At 60.7% G+C, this 23,727-nt stretch carries 18 protein-coding genes; 9 read left to right on the top strand and 9 right to left on the bottom strand.

Features of this window, described 5'->3' with window-relative positions; genetic code table 11:
• Positions 1-96: 96 nt before the first annotated feature.
• Together KW838_RS02805 and KW838_RS02800 are read left to right on the top strand one after the other, a co-directional pair.
• Positions 97-1,038: a carbon-nitrogen hydrolase family protein gene (locus tag KW838_RS02805; RefSeq protein WP_218500298.1), complete on the top strand. Its 942-nt coding sequence runs from the start codon at positions 97-99 to the stop codon at positions 1,036-1,038.
• 71 nt (positions 1,039-1,109) lie between these two features.
• Positions 1,110-1,544 (top strand): GFA family protein, encoded by a 435-nt coding sequence (locus KW838_RS02800; RefSeq protein WP_218500297.1) that lies wholly within the window; start codon positions 1,110-1,112, stop codon positions 1,542-1,544.
• 129 nt (positions 1,545-1,673) lie between these two features.
• Here the strand turns inward: KW838_RS02800 and KW838_RS02795 are convergent, their stop codons facing one another.
• The gene (locus tag KW838_RS02795) at positions 1,674-6,092 is read right to left on the bottom strand and encodes a response regulator (protein WP_218500296.1); all 4,419 of its coding nucleotides are present in this window, start codon (positions 6,090-6,092) and stop codon (positions 1,674-1,676) included.
• A gap of 38 nt (positions 6,093-6,130) precedes the next feature.
• Complete coding sequence (locus KW838_RS02790) at positions 6,131-7,285, bottom strand: two-component system response regulator (protein ID WP_218500295.1); 1,155 nt, start codon at positions 7,283-7,285, stop codon at positions 6,131-6,133.
• A gap of 278 nt (positions 7,286-7,563) precedes the next feature.
• Here KW838_RS02790 and KW838_RS02785 point away from each other — a divergent pair, with 278 nt between their 5' ends.
• The 7 genes from KW838_RS02785 to KW838_RS02755 all read left to right on the top strand — a co-directional run bounded on the left by KW838_RS02785 (position 7,564) and on the right by KW838_RS02755 (position 16,422).
• Positions 7,564-9,222, top strand: coding sequence for a bifunctional 3-(3-hydroxy-phenyl)propionate/3-hydroxycinnamic acid hydroxylase (locus KW838_RS02785; protein ID WP_218500294.1), 1,659 nt, complete (start codon positions 7,564-7,566; stop codon positions 9,220-9,222).
• 2 nt (positions 9,223-9,224) lie between these two features.
• Positions 9,225-9,872: a TetR/AcrR family transcriptional regulator gene (locus KW838_RS02780; RefSeq protein ID WP_218500293.1), complete on the top strand. Its 648-nt coding sequence runs from the start codon at positions 9,225-9,227 to the stop codon at positions 9,870-9,872.
• Positions 9,873-10,123: 251 nt separating this feature from the next.
• The gene (locus tag KW838_RS02775) at positions 10,124-10,738 is read left to right on the top strand and encodes a TetR/AcrR family transcriptional regulator (RefSeq protein ID WP_218500292.1); all 615 of its coding nucleotides are present in this window, start codon (positions 10,124-10,126) and stop codon (positions 10,736-10,738) included.
• An 86-nt stretch (positions 10,739-10,824) separates the two neighbouring features.
• On the top strand, positions 10,825-11,916 hold the full coding sequence (locus KW838_RS02770) for a VOC family protein (protein WP_218500291.1): 1,092 nt from the start codon (positions 10,825-10,827) through the stop codon (positions 11,914-11,916).
• Positions 11,917-12,091: 175 nt separating this feature from the next.
• Positions 12,092-13,048 carry a fumarylacetoacetate hydrolase family protein gene (locus KW838_RS02765; RefSeq protein ID WP_218500290.1) on the top strand — a complete coding sequence of 319 codons (957 nt, stop codon included), beginning with the start codon at positions 12,092-12,094 and terminating at the stop codon, positions 13,046-13,048.
• A 2-nt stretch (positions 13,049-13,050) separates the two neighbouring features.
• Positions 13,051-14,952: an acyl-CoA synthetase gene (locus tag KW838_RS02760; protein WP_218500289.1), complete on the top strand. Its 1,902-nt coding sequence runs from the start codon at positions 13,051-13,053 to the stop codon at positions 14,950-14,952.
• A 150-nt stretch (positions 14,953-15,102) separates the two neighbouring features.
• Positions 15,103-16,422, top strand: a complete 1,320-nt coding sequence (locus tag KW838_RS02755) for an OmpP1/FadL family transporter (protein ID WP_218500288.1) — start codon at positions 15,103-15,105, stop codon at positions 16,420-16,422.
• Between the two features lie 185 nt (positions 16,423-16,607).
• Here KW838_RS02755 and KW838_RS02750 read toward each other — a convergent pair whose 3' ends face one another.
• The 7 genes from KW838_RS02750 to KW838_RS02720 are packed head-to-tail and all read right to left on the bottom strand — an operon-like array spanning position 16,608 to position 23,727.
• Positions 16,608-17,342, bottom strand: a complete 735-nt coding sequence (locus tag KW838_RS02750; protein ID WP_218500287.1) for an NAD(P)H-dependent oxidoreductase — start codon at positions 17,340-17,342, stop codon at positions 16,608-16,610.
• A gap of 49 nt (positions 17,343-17,391) precedes the next feature.
• Positions 17,392-18,933 carry an acyl-CoA carboxylase subunit beta gene (locus KW838_RS02745; RefSeq protein WP_218500286.1) on the bottom strand — a complete coding sequence of 514 codons (1,542 nt, stop codon included), beginning with the start codon at positions 18,931-18,933 and terminating at the stop codon, positions 17,392-17,394.
• Positions 18,930-19,088, bottom strand: a complete 159-nt coding sequence (locus tag KW838_RS02740) for a hypothetical protein (RefSeq protein WP_218500285.1) — start codon at positions 19,086-19,088, stop codon at positions 18,930-18,932. Before KW838_RS02740 ends, KW838_RS02745 begins: the two co-directional genes overlap by 4 nt.
• A complete protein-coding gene (locus KW838_RS02735) occupies positions 19,085-20,269 on the bottom strand; it encodes a thiolase (protein WP_218500284.1) in 1,185 nt (394 codons plus the stop codon). Before KW838_RS02735 ends, KW838_RS02740 begins: the two co-directional genes overlap by 4 nt.
• Entirely contained in the window at positions 20,266-21,795 is a 1,530-nt protein-coding gene (locus tag KW838_RS02730) for an AMP-binding protein (RefSeq protein ID WP_126045436.1), read from the bottom strand. Before KW838_RS02730 ends, KW838_RS02735 begins: the two co-directional genes overlap by 4 nt.
• An 8-nt stretch (positions 21,796-21,803) precedes the next feature.
• Positions 21,804-22,220 carry a Zn-ribbon domain-containing OB-fold protein gene (locus KW838_RS02725; protein WP_102699878.1) on the bottom strand — a complete coding sequence of 139 codons (417 nt, stop codon included), beginning with the start codon at positions 22,218-22,220 and terminating at the stop codon, positions 21,804-21,806.
• A gap of 7 nt (positions 22,221-22,227) precedes the next feature.
• Entirely contained in the window at positions 22,228-23,727 is a 1,500-nt protein-coding gene (locus KW838_RS02720; RefSeq protein ID WP_218500283.1) for a hypothetical protein, read from the bottom strand.

Raw genomic sequence — 23,727 nt, 5'->3', positions numbered from 1 at the left:
ACTCCGCAACTACAACGCTTCAGATTCTGAACTAGTCTCGCGACTTCGCCACGTGCACGCTCAAACCTGCGAAACCCACTGTCTCAGGAGAACGTCATGACCAAGATAGCCATCATTCAGCGGCCGCCAGTGCTGCTCGATCGCAGCGCGACGATCGCCCGAGCCGTGCAATCGATCGCTGAGGCCGCGGCGGCGGGAGCCTCGTTAATTGTTTTACCCGAATCGTTCATTCCAGGTTATCCGTCGTGGATCTGGCGGCTGGCGGCGGGAAAAGACGGAGCTTTAATGGGCCAGTTGCACACCCGTCTGCTGGCCAACGCCGTTGATATCGCGAATGGTGACCTGAACGAATTGTGCGAGGCCGCCAGCGCTCATGCCGTGACAATCGTATGCGGCATCAATGAATGCGAGGGGCGTAATGGCGGCGGCACGCTCTACAACAGCGTAGTCGTTATCGGTACGGACGGCGAAGTGCTCAACCGGCATCGCAAGCTGATGCCAACGAACCCCGAGCGCATGGTCCATGGTTTCGGTGATGCGTCAGGGTTGCGTACGGTCGATACACCTGTCGGCCGCATTGGTACGCTCATCTGCTGGGAAAACTACATGCCCCTGGCGCGCTATTCATTGTATGCCCAGGGCGTGGAAATCTACGTCGCCCCCACGTACGACACCGGCGAGGGCTGGATCAGCACGATGCGTCACATTGCACTCGAAGGGCGATGCTGGGTGCTCGGCAGTGGCACCGCGCTGCGCGGCAGCGACATTCCCGATGACTTTCCGGCTCGCATGCAGCTGTTTCCCGATCCGCAAGAGTGGATCAACGACGGCGATTCGGTGGTGGTCAACCCTCAAGGCCGGATCACAGCCGGTCCACTGCACCGAGAGACAGGCATTCTGTATGCGGACATCGACGTCTCACTCGTGGCCCCAGCGCGGCGCACGCTCGACGTCACCGGGCACTATGCGCGCCCTGACATTTTCGAACTGCAGGTGCGGCGCACGCCGGCGACAGCGGTGCGCTATATCGACGGGTGAAAGTCACCAACGCTCAGGCGATCCATCTCAACTTCGACGGTAGGCGTAACAACTGATGAAGGAGTCATTCCATGAGCATTCAAAGGTCTTACAAAGGCAGTTGTTTTTGCGGCGCAGTCGAGTTCACCGTCAGCGGTGAGCCGGCCGCGATGGGCTATTGCCATTGCGAGTCGTGTCGACATTGGTCGGCAGCGCCGGTCAATGCCTTCACGCTGTGGAAACCCGAGGCGGTGCAAGTTACTCGGGGGGCTGACAACATTGGCACCTACAACAAGACACCGCAGAGTTATCGCAAGTGGTGCAAGCGTTGCGGCGGACACCTCTTCACCGAACACCCGGGGATGGGGCTTATCGACGTGTATGCCGCTGTCATCCCGGATCTCGTGTATTCGCCAGGCGTTCACGTCCACTATCAGGAGACCAGGCTGCGCATCAAGGACGGGTTGCCCAAGCTGAAGGATGTCCCCAGTGAGTCAGGCGGATCGGGCGTCAGCGTGGACGAGTAGTGCCAGGTTTTCCAGAGGCTGTGACGGGTCGCCATGGGCCGATTGCTACCCCTCACAGCTGGCAAAAATCGACCCGAAGCAGCCAGTCAAAAGGTAATTGATTCAAAATCCGGAATTCCGAAACGACGGTCATTCGGGGGGCAGGGCGGAGCGTTCGGTTTCGCCTTGCAGCAACGCCAGGGCCCGATCAAAGTCGAAGCGCTCAAGCTGCTGCGCTACCCGGCTCAGACGTCTGGCCAATGCATCATCGAGAGACAACCGACGCAACTCATCAAGCGCCTCAATGGCTGCAGTGTCACTCTCAGCCAATAATTGCTCGAGCCGAGTGAGCCGGTCACCGAGTTCCGCCTCGGCCTGCGGCGACTTCGCCCCTATAGGCGTTTTTTCCTCGGGCAAAAGCGCCAGCGCACTCAATACGGGTATCAAACACTGCCTAACCTCGGCCAAGTGAGCTTGCACGCCATCGATCGGCTCGCCAGCCTGGCACGCTTGTTCCAGCTGTGCTGCAGCCTGTGCCAGCGCCTTGGCGCCGATGTTCCCCGCGTTACCATGCAGGGTGTGAGCCATTCGAACCGCCGCCGTTGGATCGGCGTCGGCATCGGCGATTGCCGTTTCGAACTGTTCGACGAAGTGCTTCTGGGTCCCATGGAATGTGCGCAGCAGTCGCAAGTAAAGGGCCGTCTTGCCCGAACAGGCAGCCAGACCGGCGACCTGATCGATGCCTGCAAGCTCGGCGGGCAACTGTCCGGATGTCTCGGCAACGGTTGCCTCCCACGCCCGGCCGCCACGCCCGGGCCGTGGCGTGATCCACCTGGCCAGCGTGGCGAACATGCCGTCGACGTCCAATGGCTTGGACAGGTGGTCATTCATGCCGCAGGCCAGGGCGCGTTCGCGGTCCCCGGCCATGGCGTCGGCGGTCATGGCGATGATCGGCAACGCTGCGAAGTCCGATTGCTGGCGAATCCTGCGGGTCGCGGTATAGCCGTCCATCACCGGCATCTGGCAGTCCATCAGCACACCATCGAAATCGCTGTCCCGGGCCAACCAGTCGAGTGCCTGTTGGCCATCGAATGCCAGCTCGAGCTCGATGCCTGCCTCTTGCAACAAGTCGCACGCCAGCTCCCTGTTCAGTTCGTTGTCCTCCACCAGCAGCAGGCGCGCGCCCTTCAGGCGTGCCATGTTGTCAGCGCTCTGCTCGGTGCGCTCATGGGCGCGGGTAGCGGTTTGGGGCACTTTGCCGAACACTGTGCCTATGGCTTCGAGCAAGGTGGACGGCGTGACCGGCTTGGTCAGCACCACCGGCAGATGGACGTCCTGGTGCCTGGCCTGTTCAAGTAACTCCTCGCGATCAAGGGCGGTGACCATGATGACGGACGGTGTGCGTGCCAGGTTGGCAGAGCGCATCTGGCGGACCGTCTCCACCCCATCCATGCCCGGCATCCGCCAGTCCATCAGGACCAGGTCGAAAGGCAGTGAATCTTTCTCGGCCTGCGCCAGCATGCGCAGGGCCATGCGACCACTTTCGGCGACGTCCACTTCGACACCGAAGCTGTGCGCCATGCCCGAAAGAATTTCCCGCGCACTGGCGTTGTCATCGACCACCAGCACGCGGATGCCCAGCAGTTCATCGGCGGTGAACATGCGTCGCGCAGGAGCATCTGCCTGCAGGCCCAGACTCACGCAAAAGTGAAACGTCGAACCGCTGCCCAGCACACTTTCGACCCAGATGCGGCCTCCCATCATCTCCACCAGACGCTTGGAAATCGCCAGGCCCAGGCCGGTCCCTCCGTACTTGCGAGTGGTGGAACTGTCGGCCTGGATGAAGGACTGAAAAATTCTCTGGCATTGCTCTTCGCTCATGCCGATGCCTGTGTCGCGCACCCAGAAATGCAGCTCGACCTTGCCCTCGTCATTCCCGGTGCGCTCGATGCCCAGCACAATCTCACCCTGTTCGGTGAACTTCGTCGCGTTGTTGCCCAGGTTGGCCAGGACCTGGCCCAGCCGCAGCGGGTCGCCAATCAGTGCGGTCGGCAATTCGGCAACCGTGCTGTAGAGCAGCTCCAGGCCTTTATCCTCGGCCCTCAGGCCCACCACGTTGGTGAAGTTCTCCAGCACGTCTTCCAGGCGGAACGGAATACGCTCCAGGTCCATCCTGCCGGCTTCGATCTTGGAGAAATCGAGGATGTCGTTGATGATCCCCAGCAGGCTCTCCGCCGAGCGATGCACTTTCACGATGTAGTTGCGTTGCCGGTTATCGAGGTCGGTGCGCAGCGCCAGGTGACTCATGCCGATAATGGCGTTCATCGGCGTGCGGATTTCATGGCTCATGTTGGCGAGGAATTCACTCTTGGCCCGTGTCGCCTCTTCGGCGATCTCCCGGGCGTGCTGCACTTGCGCCTCGGCGGCCTTGCGGTCGGTGATGTCGTAATACCAACTGGCGCTGATGTTGCGCTCGCCGAGCGTCAGGGGGACGGCCGAGAGCAAGACCTCGAAACGCTTCCCTCCATCGCGCTGCAGGCTGGCCTCGAAGTTTAGAACCGCGCCCTTGGCGGCTGCGGCCAGGAAGCGGTCGTGTGCCTGTGCATCGCACCAGAAGCGACTTTCATCCATTTCGCCCAGTTGCTCGCGGCTGACGCCGAACAGGCCCTCCAGCTCCGGGTTGCAGTAACTCAGGAGGCCATCATCGCCACGGATCAGCATGGCCACCGGACTGCTGTCCAATACCGCACGCAACTGCGTTTCGCTGGATTTGAGCGCCGCTTGCATCTGCCGCCGCTCGCTGACATCGCGAACCGAAGCGCAGATACAGGTGCCACGCCCCTCCAGAAGCGGCAAGTGCGACAGGCCGATCTCCACGGAAAACAGGCTGCCATCCTTGCGAAGGCCCTTGAGGTCATCGAGTTTCGCGCCCATCTGCCGGGTGCTGCCATGGGCGATGAAGCCATTGCGCAAAGCCACATGCCGACCACGCGCCGCGTCAGGCACCAGCCGCTCGATGGTCTCGCCCACAAGTTCACCCGTGGCATAACCGAACAGCGTGTCCAGTTGCGGGTTGGTCATCAGGATCTCGCCCTCGGCATTGATGACGATCATGCCGTCCGGTGCCGCTTCGAGGATCGCGCGATACCAGGCCTTGGTGGCACGCAAGGCAGTCTGTTGTGCCTCCAGCTCCTTCGATTGCAGCTCCAGCCGCAAGGCCTGCTGACCCATTTCGTCGGCCTGGCGCCGGGTCTCGCTCAGCAAGGACTGCACCGCCAGATGACGCTCCATCACCGCCATGGCACCGGCCAGGCGTGGCATGGCCTCCTGCAGCAGCGACTGTTCACGGGCCCCCAACGGTTGATAACCCGCCAGCTCGAGCACACCGAGCAGACGTTCACCGCGCAATACCGGCTGCACCAGCAGATAGCTGGCCGGCACTTCACCTAATTGCGAATGCAACCGTCCGAGCGGCTGCGTCAGCCCCTGCAATTCACGAGGCGCACGATCCAGCGCGCACTGCCCTAGAAGGCCGGCTCCCAGAGCCACCGTCGGCGCCGGCGGGTAATCGGGATCGGTCGCGTAACCGCCAATCAGTTGCAGGCTTTCATCTTGATCCTGCACGCTATAGAGCACGCCTCGGCAGGTGCCGAGCATGCTCGCCATATGGCGCAAAAAAGCCTGGGCCAGATCGCGTGGCGTTTCCGCTTGTGGCAAGTCAGCCTGGAGTTGCTCGGTTTGCGCCTTGACCCAGCGTTGGCGCTCCAGTTGTTGCGACTCGGTTTGCAGCGTCGCGATGGCACGCGCCAGATCACCGGTTTCATTTTGCAGATCGATATGGGGAATCGTCCCGTCCAGTCGGCCAGCCGTCAGCTCGTCAACGGCAGCGCGAACCCGGTAAAGGGGCAGGCGAATCGAGCGGCTGATCAACCAGCCCATCAACCACGCCAGTGCCAGGCCGCCCAGCAGCAATTGATAAGTGAGCCGGGTGCTGCGCCCGGCAAAGTCTGCGATCTGTTTGGCCGTGTCATGAATGGAGGCCTGTTTGATTCGCGCCATCTCCTTGAGCAAGTTGTCCCCTCGCTCATCCAGCCCCTGGAACCCGACGCTATTGATCATCCGCAAGGCTTGCGCTTGATCCCCAGCGGCAAGTTCCAGTGCTGCCTCACTGTCGTGCAGCAAACGCTTCAACAAAACCTCGAACGTGGCGAATCGCTCCTGGTTTTCCTCGCGCCAGAGGGTCGGTTGTGTCTGTAGCAGCGCCTCTTCAAGATGTTGTCGAGCCTCACGAAATTGCTCGACGCCCTTGCTACGATCATCTGCGTTGTTGCCGCCGACCGCATGCTGCAATCCCTGCATGAGATGCGACATCTGCACCCGTGCTTCCTGCAAGGGTTCAATACCCGCTAACTCATGCTGGTACAGCCTCTGCATATCCGCTTTCAACAAATCCTGGGTACGCAGACTCTGCACGCCGAGCACCAGAACCAGCGCCCCTAATGTCGCGAAGCCGAGGATCAGCTTGATACGAAGAGGCAGGCGTTCAAGTTGAGCGAGTACTCGGGTCATGGCAATTCCCGTTGATGAAAAACCGGCGCGTTGACCGTTCAGGGTTTCTGGAGAGTGCGTTGCAGGTTGATCAGCATGGCCATGTCCTGATCGCTGTCCGCAAAGCGCTCGGCAATGAGATGGAATTGCTCGGCGTTGGCAAGGAAGGCATCACAGACGTCTGGGTCGAAGTGGCTCGCGCGCCCCTGCCGAATGATCTCCACGGCCTGTCCGTGCGGCATTCCCGCCTTGTACACACGACGACTGATCAGCGCGTCATAGACATCCGCCACCGCCATCAATCGGGCGCTCATGGGGATTTCTTCGCCAACCAGTCCCTGCGGGTAGCCGCTGCCATCCCACTTTTCCTGGTGGCTGTAGGCGATTTCCTTGGCCATGCGCAAAAAGTCCACCGAAAGGCCCAACTGATCCTCGGCACGCTGGATGGCATCGCGCCCCAGGGTAGTGTGGGTTTTCATGATCTCGAATTCTTCCGGGGTGAAACGCCCCGGCTTGAGCAGGATGTGATCAGGAATGCCGATCTTGCCGATATCGTGCAGCGGTGCCGACCGGAACAGCTGGCGGATGCTGTCATCGTTCAGGAACGGATTGAAACGCGGATGATCGCGCAACAGTTCAGCCAGCAGCCTGACGTAGTGTTGGGTACGACGGATGTGGTTGCCCGTCTCGTTGTCGCGGGTTTCGGCCAGTGAAGCCATGGCCTGGATAGTGACGTCCTGAATGGCTATGACCTCACGGGTGCGGCGCTGGACTTCCTGTTCGAGGAAGTCATTCTGATCGCGAAGGAAGTCAGCCGCGGCCTTGATCTTCAGTTGGGTCTGCACCCGGGCCAGGACCAATGGCGGACTGATCGGCTTGGTGATGTAGTCGACCGCGCCCAACTCCAGGCCCTGGATTTCGTTTTCCATTGACGCCAGGGCCGTGAGGAAAATGATTGGAATCTGGCGGGTGCGCGGATCTTGCTGCAGCAGCCGGGCCACGTCATGCCCCGACAACCCCGGCATCATGATGTCGAGCAGGATCAGATCCGGCAGTGGATTGTTTTGCAGCACCCGCAACGCCGCTTCGCCGCTGTTGGCGGCCTTGACCCGATACCTGTCCTTGAGCAGGTCAGTCATCAGCATCAAGTTGTCCGGCGTGTCATCGACCACCAGAACGGTGGCCGCAGGATAAACATCCTGTTCAATGCCCATGTCTTTAGGCTCCGCTGCCCGATGAAGGAATGCGTAAAGTCCCTCTATTGCAGACAAGCGTAGCTCTATTCGTCGCAATTGCTGATGGAGAACCCAGGCAGCTCAATAGCCTTCCTCGGAAAACACGGAGTTACGAAACGCCCGTGGTCTGGCAATGATTCGAAAACAATAATGACAAAAACATCAATATTGAAATATTAATCAATATTGAATACCTTGACCCTGCCTGACGATGAGACCTGTGCGCCTCACGACTTCAATCACAACAAGGGCTCGAGATGAACAACAACAAGAAAGTTTCCGAATTGCCTTCCTCCACCGTCGATGTGCTGGTCGTCGGTAACGGTCCGGTAGGGGCGACAATCGCGGCGCTGCTCGGCCGCTACGGGGTTACGACCCTGGTGCTGGACAAACTCCACGAAATCGTACTGATGCCTCGTGCCATTGCCCTGGACAACGAGGCCCTGCGCATCCTGCAACTCGCCGGATTGTCGGAGGACGCTTTCGAAAAGATCGCTATCCCTGAAGTGAGGATGCACTCTCCGGTCCTCGGGCAATTCGGTCGAGCCGATACCCAAGGGTGCATCGATGGCCATCCCAAGCTTGTGACGTTCTATCAACCCGACCTCGAACGAGCGATGCGTGGCCAGGTTTCCCGACAGAAATCAGTGACCAGCCTGGGTGGTTTCGAGCTGGAGAGTCTGGTCGAGGAGGCGGACGGCGTGGTCGCCACCGTACGGGATGAAAATGGGCAGTCGCATGCCGTTCGCGCCCAGTACCTGATCGGTGCGGATGGCGCCAGCTCCAGGGTCAGGGCACTGATCGGCCAGGAGTTCGAAGGGCAAACCTATGCAGAGGATTGGCTGATTGTCGATGCCAGGAACCGGCATCAGTCAGCCATTGATCACATTGAGTTTATCTGTGATCCACGGCGGCCCACGCCGCACATGCCGGCACCCGGTGGCAGGGAGCGTTGGGAATTCATGCTGCAGCCCGGCGAATCCCGGGAGGAGCTGGAAAGCCCGGAAAGCATCGCGCGGCTCATTGCGCCATGGGTCAATCCGCAGGAACTGGACATCGAGCGCAAGGCGGTCTATCGATTCCACGCGCGCTGCTGCAATCGATTCAGCAAGGGACGTACTTTCCTCGTCGGCGACGCCGCACACATCACCCCTCCTTTTGTGGGGCAAGGTCTCGTAGCGGGCCTTCGTGACGGCGCCAACCTTGCCTGGAAGCTGGCTTGGGTTCTTCGTGGCCATGCCGCGCCTGCGATACTCGATACCTATGATGCAGAGCGCCGCCCGCATGCCCGGGCCATGATCGATCTGGCAAAGCTCATGGGCCGCCTGGTGATGCCAAAGAACAAGATTGCCGCATTCTTCATCCACGGCCTGATGCGCACGCTGGCGTTGACCCCCGCTACCAGAAGGTACTTCGAGCAGTTGGACATCAAGCCGAAAAACACCTTCAAGCACGGCCTGTTCGTGCAGCATCGCAGGGGTGACAAGTTGGTCCGTGGCAGCCTGTTTCCCCAGGCTTGGGTCCGCACCCTGCAAAAGCAGATCAAGCTGAGCGACGATGCACTGGGAGACAACCTGACCCTGGTTGGATTCGGTGTTGACCCGTTGTCGCTGCTCACCACTGATCAGATCGTTTCCTGGGAAAAGATGGGGGGCCACTTCCTGGAGGTCAGACCTCGCGGTCAACGTTCCGGCGGCCGTTGTGACTTCATCGAAGACATGAACCATGACATCCTGCCGCTGGCTGCAAAAGGAACGCTGGTCGCCGTTCGCCCTGACCGTATCATCATGCATCACGTCCCTGGCACAGAGGCCAGTAGACTCCTTGGGGACTGTTGGGGTCTGCTGATGAGTGATGACGCCACGCCTGACCGCGTTTCCATTACTATCAACGAGCCCACCCGATTGCGAGCTTGATCATGCCTTCCCCCACACTTTCGTTAGACGATGCCGCGCCCCAACCTCTTACCAGGGGCTACAAGAAGCGTGAGCGCACCCGTCGCGGTCTGGTGGACGCGGCGTTGCGCCTGGTTGCACGCAAAGAAGTGGGGGAGATCGCACTGTTGGAGGTGGCCGCGGAAGCGGAGGTATCCAACGGGACCATCTACAACTATTTCCGCACACGCGACGAAGTACTGGAGGCGGTGGGCATCGCCATGGCCGCCGAGTTCTCTGACGCCATTTCCGTGTTGACCTCGGACGTGCAGTGCGGCGCGCAGCGGCTTTCGATTGGTGTTCGCATGTTTATCTGTCGGGCCGCTACCGACCATCAATGGGCAAATGCACTGCTGCGCATCATCCATTTCGATCAGGCAATGCGCTCGCGCCTGGCCACCCATGTCCTTGACGATTTGCGCGAGGGGCTGCGTGCGGGCACTTTCGCCTACGTGGACGAAGGCGTTGCCCTGGACATGGTCTTGTCATGCACCACTGGAGCAATGCGCTCGGTTGTCGAGGGCCGTGCAGCGGTGGAGCACGATCTGCGGGTCAGCGAAATGATTCTCCAGGCGCTGGGCGCAACACCTGCCAGAGCCAGGAAAATTGCCAGCAAGCCGCTTCCCGCCTGATCGGATGTCATCCCGACGCTGCCAGTGACTTTCGGGCCGAAGCCACTGCCCGAAAATACTGAACATGCATGTTCATTTGCGTTTTTTTGCAAAGAGCTCATTTTTAGCTTTTTATGGCCTCGTGCACTCTGTTTTCAAGAGTTATAACGCTTTTCATCGGGATTGACGGATTTAATTCAAAAACCACTGTTGACGCCAATTGAACACGAGTGTTCAATTGGCGTCATAGAGGTAATCCTGGAGAGAGAACCGTGGAATCCCTGAATCCAACGCAACGCCGCCTTCATCAAGCCGCTTTTCGCCTGTTCGCTGAACGAGGTACCTCGCAAGTGAACATTCTGGACCTTGCACAAGCGGCCGGCGTGGCGCGCGGAACGGTCTATAGCAACATCGACAACATGGAAAGCCTGTTCGAGGCAGTTGCCGGGCAGCTTGCGGCGGAGATGCATGAGCGCGTGAGCAAGAGCTTCAACTCCCTGTCCGATCCCGCTCAGCGCCTTGCCAATGGCATCCGGTTCTTCATCCGTCGAGCGCATGAGGATTCCCATTGGGGGGCCTTTATCCATAAGTTCGCCATGAGCAACTCGGCATTGCGCGAAATGTTCAGCGGCCAGGCGACGACCGATCTTCTGAACGGACTTTCCAGTGGGCGCTACACCTTTCGCCAGGAGCAATTGCTCTCGATACTCACGCTGATATCGAGCAGCGTCCTCGGCTCGATTTTCCTGGTGCTGGAAGGGCATAGAACGTGGCGCGAAGCGGGCTCTGACACGGCTGAGCTGGTGCTGCGGGCACTGGGCATTCCACCGCAAGAGGCTCGTGCACTGGCAACCTCGGAGTTGCCGGTACTGCCGTCTCCAGACTGATCACCGAACCCTTTCGACCCGATAACACCCCCTGATTTTCCAGGGGGCGGGATAGCTTTGCCTTAAAAAACCGGAAAACAACAACAATGACCCACAAAAAAGAACGGCACCGGCTGGCGACTCCGCAACCGGCCCGGCATCCGCAGCCGACAGTGAAGGCGCAGGATCTGACGCACCTGATCTTTCAACGGCCGGACTTGAACCAGGCGGCGCGCTTCCTGACGGACTTCGGCCTGACGGTCGGTCAGCAGGACGCCGACACGCTCTATCTGCGCTCTACTGAAGCGAGTTCCTACTGCTACCGCGTCCAGCGTGCCGAGCAGGCACGGTTTGTCGGGTTCGGTTTGGCTGTCGAGTCTCTCGACGATCTGGAAAAGCTGACTCAGATCCCGGGTGCGTCATCGATCGAGAAGTCGGACCATCCTGGTGGCGGGTATCGCGTCCAACTGAAGGATCCTTCCGGTTTCATCGTGGAGGCTGTTTGCGACCGGACGCCAGCCAGACCTTTGGAACATCGGGCACCTCTATCCTGGAACCTGGCGCAGCAGCAACCGCGAATCAACGCTACACAACGTCCGCCGATGGCTCCGCCTGAGGTACTCAAGCTCGGTCATATCGTCATTGAAGTGGCCGACTACCAGTCGACCTGTGCCTGGTACACCCGGCATTTCGGATTTATTCCCAGCGATGTGCAGGTACTCCCCGACGGCTCGCCTATCGTCGCCTTCATGCGCCTTGACCTCGGCGAAACGCCCACCGCCCACCATACGCTCGCGATAGCGCAGGGGTTCATGGCTGCCTATAGCCATAGTGCCTATGAAGTCGTCGATGCAGATGCGGTGGGCATGGGGCAGCGCGTCCTGCGGGAGCAGGGGTGGGAACACGCCTGGGGGATCGGGCGGCACATCCTGGGCAGTCAGATCTTCGATTACTGGCAAGACCCATGGGGCGATAAGCACGAGCATTACTGCGACGGGGATGTGTTCACGGCCACTCGTCCTACGGGCATCCATCTCGTGAGTCCGGAAGCAATGGCGCAGTGGGGGCAGCGCATGCCCAAGCGTTTTACCAAACCCAGGATGAGCTTCAGCAATGTGCGAGCGCTGGTCCGCAACCTGCGACGCAGCCCGGACTTGACGATTCGCAAGTTGATCACGCTGATGCGGATGTTCGGGTAGAGCGGCCACCATGTCGGGCATCGCTACCCGGTATAGCCGGCGAGACGTACTCAAGGCCGGAGCCTTGATCGCCAGCGGCTCGTTGATCTACAGCGTCGCCAGCCCACCCTCAGAACAACACCACAGTTCTCGCGCCGTCGAGCGCGGGACAAACGCTGCCCCAGGAGTACCTTCAATGTCCGCTGTACACGTCGTCCGCTTTGAGTTTGAGAACGGAATCCACTGGGGCGTGCTACGCCAAGACCGTATCACGATTGTCCCGGGCACTTTTGAGACCACGGGTGACTTCATCTGCCAGAACAGTATCGACGACCTCGCTCGACTCGAAGGTACGCAGTTGGAGGCGCACGAAGTGAAGCTGCTGTCGCCGGTGACCCGTAACCAACAGTTCGTCTGCCAGGGGGCCAACTACCGGCAGCACATGATCGAGTCGGGCATGGACCCGGATGCGAAGAAGTACAACATGATGTTCACCAAGGCGACCAGTTGCCTGGTGGCCGCAGACAGCGTTCTGATCAAGCCGCGCACCGTGCGCTTCCTTGACTATGAGATCGAGCTCGGGCTGGTGATGAAACGCGCAATCAGCGGCGTAGTGACCGTCAATGACGCCAACCTGCATGAGTTCGTTGCGGGTGTGGTCATTGTCAACGACTACTCGGCACGCGATATCCAGATCCCTCAGATGCAGTTCTACAAGGGCAAGAGCTTCCGTACTTTTGGCCCGGTCGGCCCGTATCTCTGCCTGCTGGGTGCCCAGGACATGCATTACCTGAAAGCCTTGCAGTTGCGCCTGACGGTCAACGGCGAAGTCCGACAAAGCGACAGCACCGCCAACCTGGTGTATGGCCCCGCTGAAACCCTCACCGAACTCTCCACCGTCCAGGATCTCGCCCCCGGCGACCTGATCGCCACCGGTACGCCTGCTGGATGCGCACTGACCATCCCTTCGCCGGCCAAACAGCGCATTGCAGCCCTGATGCCGGAAGCCACCAAATGGAAGCTTTTCCTCAAGGCGCAGGAAGGACGGACGCAGTATCTCAAGGCAGGCGACGTGGTCGAGGCGCGCATTCGCAGTGCCGATGGCGTGATTGACCTGGGTGTGCAACGTAACCGAGTCGTAGAGGAGGCCTGAAAATGATGGTGCGATCTCTGAGCGACATTGAAAGTATTGAGCAGGTCCCGCTGGCAGAACGTGGCTTGGCTTCAAGCACTTATGAAGCACTGACGCGGACAGCCGAGCTTGGCCCCAACGCGCCGGCACTGAGTTTCTTCGCCGACGCTACCCGCTTCAGGAACACCCACCACTGGAGCTATGCCGAACTGGTCGCAGACATCACTCGCGCGGCGAATGCCTTCCACGACCTGAGCATTACCCCGGGTGAAGTGCTGGCCTTCATCCTGCCCAACCTGCCGGAAACCCACTTCACCATCTGGGGGGGTGAAGCGGCCGGTGTCGTCATGGCGATCAATCCGCTGCAAGAGGCCAAACAGATAGCGGCCTTGTTGCGGGCCGCGAACGCCAGCGTGGTGGTAACGCTCGCGCCGACTCCGGGCAGTGACCTGTGGCCCAAGCTGGCTTCGCAGCTGGATCAACTTCCCCAGATCAAGCACGTCGTGTGGGTTGGCATGGGGCCTTACGTTGATGCAGCTCAGCGTGAATCCCTGGAGTCCCTGGCAGAAACAGAACGTGAGTTGCACAGGGGCGCCACGATTCACGAATTACGCACGTTGATGGACGCTCAGCCAGGCACGCACTTGAAGAGTGCCCGGTTGTTTCGCCCGGAGGATCGTTCCTCTTACTTCTGCACCGGCGGTACCACCGGGTTGCCCAAGATTGCGATGCGTACCCATGGGGCGGAGGTGTTCAACGCGTGGGCCATGGCCACGCACATGCAACCGCATGGGAGTGGTCAGGTCATTTTCTGTGGGTTGCCGCTGTTCCATGTAAACGCTCAGTTGGTGACCGGCCTGATGCCTTGGAGCCAAGGTGATCATGTCATCCTCGGCACGCCGCAGGGTTATCGCGGTGAGGGGGTGATGCCACGCTTCTGGGAGATGGTTGAGTACTTCGGCATCAACTTCTTTTCCGGTGTTCCAACCGTCTATTCCGCACTGTTGCAAAACGAGCTGGAAGGCCGCGACCTGTCCAGCCTTCGTTATGCCATGTGTGGTGCCGCGCCGATGCCGGTCGAACTTTTCCGGGAGTTCGAAGGCCGGACCGGGGTGAAGATCCTCGAAGGTTATGGACTCACGGAGGGCGCATGCGTCTCCTCGGTTAACCCGCCCCATGGCGAACGCTACATCGGCTCCATCGGTATACGGATTGCCTATCAGGACATGCGCGCAGTCATGCTCGATGACGCTGGAGAGTATCTGCGCGACGCTGACCCAAACGAAATTGGCGTGATCACCATCACGGGTCCGAACCTGTTCGAGGGCTACGTTGAGGAAAGCCATAACCGGGGTCTGTGGATTGAGATCAATGGTCAGCGCTGGCTGAACACGGGCGACCTGGGTCGCCAGGATGAAAATGGCTACTTCTGGCTGACCGGGCGCAAGAAGGAGCTGATTATCCGCGGCGGCCACAATATCGATCCCAAGCAAATCGAAGAGGCGCTGCAAGCCCACCCGGCGGTGGCGTTGGCGGCGGCCATCGGCAGCCCGGACGCCTATTCGGGCGAAGTGCCGGTCGCCTACGTGCAACTGCGACCAGGCCACGTCTGCAATATCGAAGAGCTTGAGCAATTTGCTCAGCACCACATCAGTGAGCGGGCGGCCATTCCCAAGCGGATCGAAATCCTCGAAGCACTGCCATTGACGGCCGTTGGCAAAATCTTCAAGCCCGCCTTGCAGCAGCGCGAAGTAACCCGAGTCGTTCGGCAGGAAGTGCAACGCATGTGTCTGAAGGACATTGCGGTCGAGGTCATCCAGCATGAACAACGTGGGTTAGTCGCGTGCATCCGCGCCGGAAGAGATCAAGAGTCTTTGGCCCTCCTTCTTGGTCGCTATAGCTTTCAAGTGGAGTGGCTCAAATGATCCCGGCTTCGTAAGTTCGGCGCCTGGGCCCTGATAGTCGTCAGCCAGGGCCTTTCACAACTTCGATCAACTCCAACCGGCACTGCCAAGTGCACCGGAAGGCGAAGCTTTGCCTGCGCACCAATCAATAAAAACAATTCGAGGTGGGAAATGAAACTGAGCAAGCGTGCAACCCCGTGTCTCTCAGCTGTGCGAGAAGTGTCTTCCTGGATCAGATTCACAGGTGCCGCGGTAATACTCAGCGTTTCAACAAGCGCAAGCGCCAATGGCATTGCCTTGAACGAACAAAGTGCAAGCAGTGCGGGAACTGCCTATGCGGGAAGGTCATCTTCCGCGCTGGACGCCAGCACGATCTTTGGAAATCCTGCAGGTTTGACCAAATTGAAACGGACCGAGATTTCCGGCGGAGCTGCGGTCGTCTCGGTGAGCGATGACATCAGTGATGCGCAGAGCAGTGCCCCGGGAACGAATAAAGGGGACTCGGTACCGTTGGGCGTTGTGCCCTTTGCCTATATGTCGACGCCGCTGGATGATCGATTTTCGATTGGCCTGGGTCTCTATGCTCCGAGTGGTCTGATCAATGATTACGAGAGCTCTTTTCAGGGCCGCTACCATGGTTCCTATAGCACGACCAGGGAGATCACCCTGCAGCCCACCATTGCCTGGCGGATCAATGATTACGTATCCATTGGTGGTGGACCGACCATCAACCGTTTCAACGCAAAACTTCAGAACTACCTGGCCACCGGCGCCCTGAACAACGGCGAGGACACACGGGTCACCATCAAAGGCGATGACACCGCACTCGGTTACAACGTCGGGGTTTTGTTTGACTTGAGTGATGCCACCCGTTGGGGGATTAACTATCACTCGAAGGTGGACTATGAACTCGAAGGGCATACCGAGATTTCCGGCTCCCCGAGCGTTGTCCCGCTGGACGGAAAGTATGACAATAAGATAGACCTCACGATGCCCGAATCCGTCGACACGTCTATCACCCATCATTTCAACAGTCGCTGGACGGGCTACCTGGGGACCACCTGGAAGCGTTGGAGCCGGATCAAGAAGGTCGAGGCCGTCAACAGCGGCCTTACTCCCCTGGGCCAGGCGGCGGGGCTGGGAAGTGTGACCGAAGAAATGAACTGGCGGGACACCTGGAGCACCGCCGTTGGCGCCTCCTGGCAGTTGAACCAACAATGGCTGCTGCGCGCGGGCTACGCCTATGATCCTTCGCCCGTCAGGAATGCCGATCGCAGCGTGCGCGTTCCGGTTGGCAATCGCCAGGCCGTGACCCTGGGTGGTGCTTATTCGCCGAGTCCGGATCTGACGATAGACTTTGCTTATGGTTATCTCTGGGATTCCAAAGTCTCGGTGAAGCAGTCGAACAACTCCGGTCTTCAACCGCAATACAGTGCCAACTACCGCAATAGTGCGAATGGCATTTCAGTGCAGGCAACCTATCGGTACTAAGCGACACGACTCCATTTTTAATAAACTTGTGTTGCCACGACCGATTGAATCCACAGTCGATTGCGGTCTGCCAGCAAGTGCCACTTCTACCCGAAAGCCGTCGCTGAGCATCGGCTCACCCCCTTGAAGGGCCTGTTGCTTAGTCGAAGCTTGACGGCCTCGGGATTATTCTGCGCAATCCGGCATCAACAGCAGGTGGTGTCCGGTTCTTCTGGCGCGACTCCAAGGGGATAGAGCCGATCATCAAACTGACTCAAGCGCGGGTACTCGAGGGGGGCATCCTCACCGATGTTTTCCAGGCGTTGGCGGTACCCCTTCAGGAAATCCTGTCGAGCTTCATCAGTGATGTACGGCACATGCCAACCGACGAATGGCTGCAGCACGTCCATTCCGACATAGGCCAGGGTTCCGCGCAGTAGCGGGCGCAACATGTCCTCCAATGGACCATGGATGGCGTTGTCGCCGAACATGTGTTCGCGTCCGCCCAGGGTCACGGTCACCAGGGCTTTCTTGCCGCGTAGGCCGCCCTGATCGTAGAAACGCTTGCCGCCGTAACAAATGCCGGATACCAGAACCCGATCGATCCAGCCCTTGAGGATGGCCGGTGTCGAGAACCAGTAGACCGGGAAGTTGAGGATCAGCAGGTCCGCCCACAACAGTTTGTCCAGCTCTTGCTGGATATCGGCGGCGAGTGTCTGTTCTTTGCTGCTGCGTCGTTGCTCAAGTGCGTAGACCAGATACTCGGGGTTTTCCCGGGCGCGGAAATCCCCGGCACCGGCCACCGGATTCCAGTTCATTTCGTACAGGTCGGATACCCGGACCTGATGCCCTTGGGATTGCAGCGTCTCAACCGCTTGGTCGCGCAAGGCGGCGGTAAAGGAATTCGGTTCGGGATGGGCATGTACGATGAATACATTCATGGCGATTCCTTGAATTGAGGGGGGGCTGAGTGCAGTGCACTCGCGCCGGTCAAAAGTAGGTGGGCCATGTGCGCATTTCGTGGCGCCCGATACCGTTATTGATGGCGCGCCGCTGTGCCGCCAGTGCCTCGACGAGAAAACGACGGGTTTCTCCCGGTGCAATCACCTCGTGGGTGCCCAGCGCACCGGCCAGTGCAAAGGCCGAGGTGTCTTTCGAGAATTCAGCGTACAGGCGCTCGTAGCGCTCGGGATCCGTCTCGCGCGTCACGTCATGCACGACGCTGACCGCAACGCCCGGGTCGACGAAGCTGACGTCGGCCGAGCACCAGGCGGCCGACTGGTCGCTGTTGCGGCCACCGCCGAAATTCAGATAGGCCTGGCCGAAACTCTTGCGCACGATCACCGAGAGCTTAGGTACCGAGCACAGTTGTACGGCGTGGATCATGTTCATGATGTGCGCCGGTGCGCTGCGTTTCTCGCCTTCGATGCCCACGAGGAAGCCGGGGGTATCGACAAGAAACACCAGTGGAATGTTGAACGAGTCGCACATGGCGATGAAGCCGGTGGCCTTGCGGCAGGCATCGGCGTCCAGCGCTCCACCCTTGAATTGCGGATTGGAGGCGACGATCCCGATGCTGGCGCCTTCAAGGCGGGCGAGAGCGGTAACGACCGAGCGACCGAATCGGTCCTTGAGCGCAAACAGGCTGTCGCGGTCGACCAGCGTCGCCAGCAGCTTGCGCATGTCGTAGGTTTTGCTGCGCTCCACCGGGACGATGGTTTCCGGGCCCGACGGGTCAGGTCGATCCTCGGGCCCGCAGGGCAGGAGGGCGGGTGTCTCATTCGAGTGAGAGGGCAGGTAGCTGAGAAACTGCCGGATCGCGCTCAATGCTTCCTGGTCAGTGTTGACCACCTTGTCGGCCAGACCGGTGATTTCAGCATGCATGCGCCAGCCGCCGAGTTCCTCGGCGTCCGAGGATTCACCGATCGCCACGGAGGTGACTTTGGGGCTGGAGACGGCGAGCAATGCACCCTTGCGCATGACGGTGAAGTCCGCCAGGCACGAGTACCAGCTTGCCGATCCAAAACACGGGCCCAGTACTGCGCTGACCCACGGGGTTTCGCGGCGCCGGCAGTATTGCTGGGCGTCCTGGCCGGCACTGGCCATGCTCGCCGCGCCCATCGCGTCCTGCATGCGCTGGCCGGACGATTCGCCAAGAAAGATCAGCGGCATGCCATTGCGAGTGGCGCATTCCTTCATGTAAGCGATCTTGCGTGCATTGATCCATGAGGACGACGCGCCTTTGACCGTCATGTCGTTGGAGACCACGGCCACCCTACGCGAATCGATGCGACCGAAGCCGGTGATCTTGCCGTCCGCCGGCGTGCTGTCCCGGTCCTCGGGCCGGGAGGAGTGGGCGAGCATGCCGATTTCGCTGAACGACTGCGGGTCGAGCAGGCCCTCCAGTCGTTCCCGTGCATTGAGCACGCCAGCCTCGCGGCGCGCCTGGAGCTTGGCCTCGCCACCCATTTGCAGGGTGTTTTCGCGGCGGGTCTGCAGTTGCTGTTCCGGTGATGGGTGTTCGCAGGTCATCGTGAGGTCTCATTGGGAACTGTGACGGCACGTCCGACGATTTCGCCGTGACGCAATGTGTGAAGGACTGGCGGCACTTCGTACAGACGGGCGCCATCGCGCCAGTCGAACAGACGAAGGGCCTGCAGGGTGCGGATCGGGACTGTCGTCTTCATGGTCGATCACCCTTTGCCAGAACCAGGGTCATGAACGCCGACATCAACAGCCCGCTGGACTGGACCAGGCAACTGCTGGCGTTGGCGACCTGGCGCCCGGCGCATTCGCCACGCAGCTGACGCACGGATTCGATCATCAATTGCATGCCGAACTGGCCGGAGTGGTTGAAGGCCAGCCCGCCGCCGGAGGTATTGACCGGCAATGCACCGCCGGGCGCGGCAATGCCGCTGCGCAAGAATGCGCCGGCCTGGCCGGGTGGGCAGAAACCCATGGCTTCGAGTGCGACGAGCACGTTGATGGTGAACGCATCGTAGATCTGCACCATGCTCAATTCGTCGCGCGCGATGCCGGACATGCAAAGCGCACGCTCGGCACAGTCGGCGATGACCCCAGGGCCGAGCCAGTCGGTCGAGCCCAGTGGCGTGACGTGATGCCGATAGGTATCGGCGAAGCCGCGGATGTAAACCGGTGGTTTCGCCAGCGTGCGTGCGCGGTCTGCTTTGGTGAGAATCAATGCACCGGCGCCGTCGCTGACCAGGCAAATATCGGCCTTGCGCAACGGGTCAGAGATCAGTGGCGACGCCAGGTACTCCTCCATCGTCAGCGGTTTGCGCAGCGTCGCCTGAGGATTCAACTGTGCCCAGCGTCGTGCGTTGATCGCTACTTCGCCGAGGTCCTCCTCGCTCGCCTGGTAACGATGCAGATACTGCTGCGCGAGCATCGCGTACCAGCTGATCGGGCTCAGTACACCGTAAGGCGCAACAAATTGTCCCGACGGCGAGCGCGGCTCGTTGATGACGCCGCCGCGATTGCGGCTCTGATCCAGTCGCTGGGTGCTGCCGTAAGTGACCAGCGCCACCGAGCACAACCCCGCCTCGATCGCGGCCATGGCGTGGATCAAATGGGTGAGCGGCGAGCCGCCGCCGACCACCGTGCTGTCGACATGACGTGGCGTGATGCCCAGGTACTCGCTCACCAGCAGCGCGTTGGCGCGGTCGTCCCAGTGCGCGAAAACCCCATCGACATCGGCCAGGGTGAGGCCGGCATCGAGCAGGGCGTCACGGGCCGAGCGGCATTGCAGCGACAGCGCGGTGTCGCCAGGCGCCGCCTTGCCAAGCCCGGCCTCGCCGACACCGACGATGGCATAGCGGCCCGCCAGGCGGGAAGGGTCGTTGCTCATGCTTGCGCCTCCTGGGCGACGAGTTGCGCGCGCACGTCTTTCTTCAATACTTTGCCGACCGGACTGCGCGGCAGGCTCTCCCAGAACAACACTTGCTTGGGCGTTTTCAGGCTGCCGAGTTTTTCGCGGCAGATCGCGACGAATTCCTCGGCGGTCGCGCTGGCGCCGGCCTTGAGTTCGATCACGGCGATGACTTTCTCACCCCAGTCGGCATCGGGCAGCCCGACCACCGCGCAATCCATCACCGCCGGATGCGCCCAGATCACTTGCTCGATCTCGCTTGGGTAAATATTGAAACCGCCGGAGATGATCATGTCCTTGGTGCGATCGACGATGTACAGATAGCCGCCTTCGTCGAACACGCCGATGTCGCCGGTGTGATGCCAGCCGAAGCGGCGGGCCTCGGCGTTGGCTTGCGGGTTGTCGTAGTAACCCGGCGCTACCAGTTCGCCGCGGGCGACGATTTCGCCGCGTTCACCAGGCTCGACGAAGCGTCCTTCTTCATCCATCAGCGCCACTTCGCAGGCCCCGGTGGGGCGACCGGCCGAGCCCAGGTGCTTGCCGTCGCGCATATGGTCTTCGCGAGTCAGCAGAGTGATCACCCCTGGCACTTCGGATTGACCGTAGGCCTGCATGAACACCGGTCCCCACAGGGCAATGCCCTCGCGCAGCTTGTCCACGGACATCGGCGCCGCGCCGTAGATCACGTATTCCAGCGAGGAGCAGTCGCGGGTCCGGGCATCCGGATGCGACAGCAGTCGGTAGATCAGGGTCGGCGGCAGGAACAGGTGGGTGATGCGCTCCCGTTCGATGGTTTCCAGGACGGTGCCGGGATCGGCGGACGCTGCGATGACGTTGCGCGTGCCGAAAATCGACAGCGCCATGGCGGTCGCTCCGGCGGCGTGGGTCAGTGGTGCCACGACCAGGTGCGCCGGGCTTTTCGCCGGTGGCATGAACTGGTTGCTGATGCGGTAGCAGGCCAGCAGCGCACGATGGCTTTGCATGATCGCTTTCGGCCGGCCGGTGGTACCGCCCGAGGATTTGATCAGGGCGGTATCGTCCAGCGAATTGCGCACGGTGCAGCGCTGGCCGGCGTGTTCGCGACACCAGTCGGCGATGCTCAGGCCGGCGATGGGCTGGTCCAGGCCGATCACCGTGGTCAGCGTCGGCACGCCTGCGCGGATGCGTTCGACATGCTCGGCGTACTGGGAATGCAGGACCAGCACCGACAGTTGGGTGAAGCTCATGAACCAGATCAGGCTGTCGATCGAGTCGCGGGCGTTGAGCGGCACGAAAGTCGCCCCCGCGCGCAACGCGCCGAGCATGGCGACGAAGCCCAACGGGTGATTGGGCGCCAGCACGCCGACATGGGCGGATCGCAGGCGCAGCAGGGACAGGGCATGACCGATCGCGTGGGATTCGGCTTGCACCTGGGCGTAGGTGAGGCTGAACCCGGTGCCTTGCAGGCAGATGTTATCGGGATGGCGATTGGCGCCGGCATCGAAGTAGTCGGTGATCATTTCCATGGTGACGGCTAATCCAAAAGAGTGAACTGGGGCAGCGTGCAGGATTCGCTGACGGTTTCGAAACAGACCCTGACGGCGGCGCCGATCCGCACGCGCTCAAGGTCGGCGTCGAGGATGTTGGCGACCAGCCGGACGCCTTCATCGAGGTCGATCAGCGCGACGACGTAAGGCAGCCGGGCCTCGAAGGCCGGCGACGGGGCAATGCGGCTGACCGTGAAGGAATAGATGCGCCCATGGCCGCTGGCATCGATCCACTCGATGCGCTCGGACAGGCAGCCGATGCAGAATGCGCGCGGGTAGAACTGGCAGTTGCCGCAACTGGCGCAACGCTGGATGACCAATCGTTGCTCCTGGGCGGCCGCCCAATAGGCGGCCGTTTCGGCGGTGGGCTGCGGCAGTGGTCGTGGCGGGATGGGAGTCGACATGGCAGCCTCAGTGAGTACGCAATTCGAAACCGGCCATGGCGATATGCACATGACGTTGTTCCGGCAGCCTGGCCAGACCGGCGATCAGCTCGCTCAGCGGACGACGCACACTGAAGGTGTCGTCGATCACTGTCGGCACCAGACCGGTGATTTTTTCGTCGCCGTACATGGCCCGCAGCAGCAATTCATCATCCGACAAGCCGGCGTAGCGGCGACGCAGTTCAGGGACTCGCGGCGCCAGTACCGGCGGCTGTAGGGCGATTTCGCGGGAACCGTTGGCGAGCACACGATCCTTGACGTCTGCGTCCACCGGCAGTGGCAGGGCACCGAAATAACCGCACACGTACTTTTTCACTTCATCCGGCACCACCTTGTAACGCTCGCCGCTCAGCACGTTCATCACCGCTTGCGCGGCGATCATCGCGGGGAAGGGCGTGGCCATCACCGGCGAACCGAGTTCGACGCGGATCCGCGCGATCTCTTCGAGCACCACCGGCAGCTTGTCGGCGATGCCCGCCAGTTGCAGCTGCGATTGCAGGTTGGACATCGCGCCACCGGCGTACTGGGTAACGAAGTGCGCCGGGTCGTATTCCGCCGGAATGCCTACCGGGAAGCCGTTCTCTTCGGCAATCCCGGCGAGGTAGTCACCGATCTCGTCCGCCGCGCGGTCATCGAAGTCGACCTCGAAACCAATCTCGCGCAGGTTGCGGGCCAGCATCTGCGCCGATGGCCCGGCATTGCCGTTGGCCAACGGATCGATCGAGCACAGCAGCCGGTCGGCACCCTGTACGGCTGCTTCAAGTGCAACCAGCGAGCCGGTCGCGTTCAGGCAATGGGTGAGCACTTCCAGTGGTCGATCGCCGATCACAGCCTTGATGGCCGGCACAATGCTGCGCACCTGCTCCACTGTCATGCTGCCGCCGGCATCGCCGAAGGCAAAGGCATCGATGTCGAAGCGCTGGATGGCCTCCCGGGCCTTGGCGGCATAGAAAGGTGCGTCATAACCGGGTGCCAGGTTATAAATCAGCCCGATCGTGGTGGTGGCACCCAGGCGCTTGGCCGTGGCGATCGATGTCGTCAGGTTGTCCCAGCAATGCAGTGACTCAAGAAAGACAATATCGCGCGCGCCATTGGCGACCAGCCGTTCAACATACAACTCGCTGAGGTCATCCGGCTCGGGGTAGAAGCTGCGCAACATATTGCTGCGCACCGCTGCACGCAGCGGTGTGTGGCGGATACGCTCGGACAACAGCCGTAGCCGTTCCAGTGGATTCTGGTTGAGGAACAGTACGCTGGCGTCGAATTGCACCAGCGCTACGGTTTCAATGGCATGGAAGCCCAGGGCATCCAGACGCTCGGCCATCGGCAGCATGTGCTCGGTGCGCATGCGTGTGGCCCACAGGCACTGGTGCGCGTCACGCAGGGTGGCATCGACCAGCTGGATACGGCGACGTTTGCCGGTGCGGATGAACTCCGCATTCACTTTTTCGCGTAGTTGATTCAGCAC

It is taken from the genome of Pseudomonas sp. PDM27, from assembly GCF_019219205.1.
GTDB lineage: Bacteria > Pseudomonadota > Gammaproteobacteria > Pseudomonadales > Pseudomonadaceae > Aquipseudomonas > Aquipseudomonas laurylsulfatiphila.
This window is presented reverse-complemented; position numbering and strand designations above follow the sequence as displayed.

Coding starts and splice junctions, on each gene's coding strand:
- KW838_RS02745 (WP_218500286.1), bottom strand. CDS start 18,933: ATGACCTGCGAACACCCATCACCGGAACAGCAACTGCAGACCCGCCGC.
- KW838_RS02785 (WP_218500294.1), top strand. CDS start 7,564: ATGAACAACAACAAGAAAGTTTCCGAATTGCCTTCCTCCACCGTCGAT.
- KW838_RS02765 (WP_218500290.1), top strand. CDS start 12,092: ATGTCCGCTGTACACGTCGTCCGCTTTGAGTTTGAGAACGGAATCCAC.
- KW838_RS02755 (WP_218500288.1), top strand. CDS start 15,103: ATGAAACTGAGCAAGCGTGCAACCCCGTGTCTCTCAGCTGTGCGAGAA.
- KW838_RS02740 (WP_218500285.1), bottom strand. CDS start 19,088: ATGAAGACGACAGTCCCGATCCGCACCCTGCAGGCCCTTCGTCTGTTC.
- KW838_RS02725 (WP_102699878.1), bottom strand. CDS start 22,220: ATGTCGACTCCCATCCCGCCACGACCACTGCCGCAGCCCACCGCCGAA.
- KW838_RS02800 (WP_218500297.1), top strand. CDS start 1,110: ATGAGCATTCAAAGGTCTTACAAAGGCAGTTGTTTTTGCGGCGCAGTC.
- KW838_RS02770 (WP_218500291.1), top strand. CDS start 10,825: ATGACCCACAAAAAAGAACGGCACCGGCTGGCGACTCCGCAACCGGCC.
- KW838_RS02760 (WP_218500289.1), top strand. CDS start 13,051: ATGATGGTGCGATCTCTGAGCGACATTGAAAGTATTGAGCAGGTCCCG.
- KW838_RS02805 (WP_218500298.1), top strand. CDS start 97: ATGACCAAGATAGCCATCATTCAGCGGCCGCCAGTGCTGCTCGATCGC.
- KW838_RS02790 (WP_218500295.1), bottom strand. CDS start 7,285: ATGGGCATTGAACAGGATGTTTATCCTGCGGCCACCGTTCTGGTGGTC.
- KW838_RS02795 (WP_218500296.1), bottom strand. CDS start 6,092: ATGACCCGAGTACTCGCTCAACTTGAACGCCTGCCTCTTCGTATCAAG.
- KW838_RS02730 (WP_126045436.1), bottom strand. CDS start 21,795: ATGGAAATGATCACCGACTACTTCGATGCCGGCGCCAATCGCCATCCC.
- KW838_RS02780 (WP_218500293.1), top strand. CDS start 9,225: ATGCCTTCCCCCACACTTTCGTTAGACGATGCCGCGCCCCAACCTCTT.
- KW838_RS02735 (WP_218500284.1), bottom strand. CDS start 20,269: ATGAGCAACGACCCTTCCCGCCTGGCGGGCCGCTATGCCATCGTCGGT.
- KW838_RS02750 (WP_218500287.1), bottom strand. CDS start 17,342: ATGAATGTATTCATCGTACATGCCCATCCCGAACCGAATTCCTTTACC.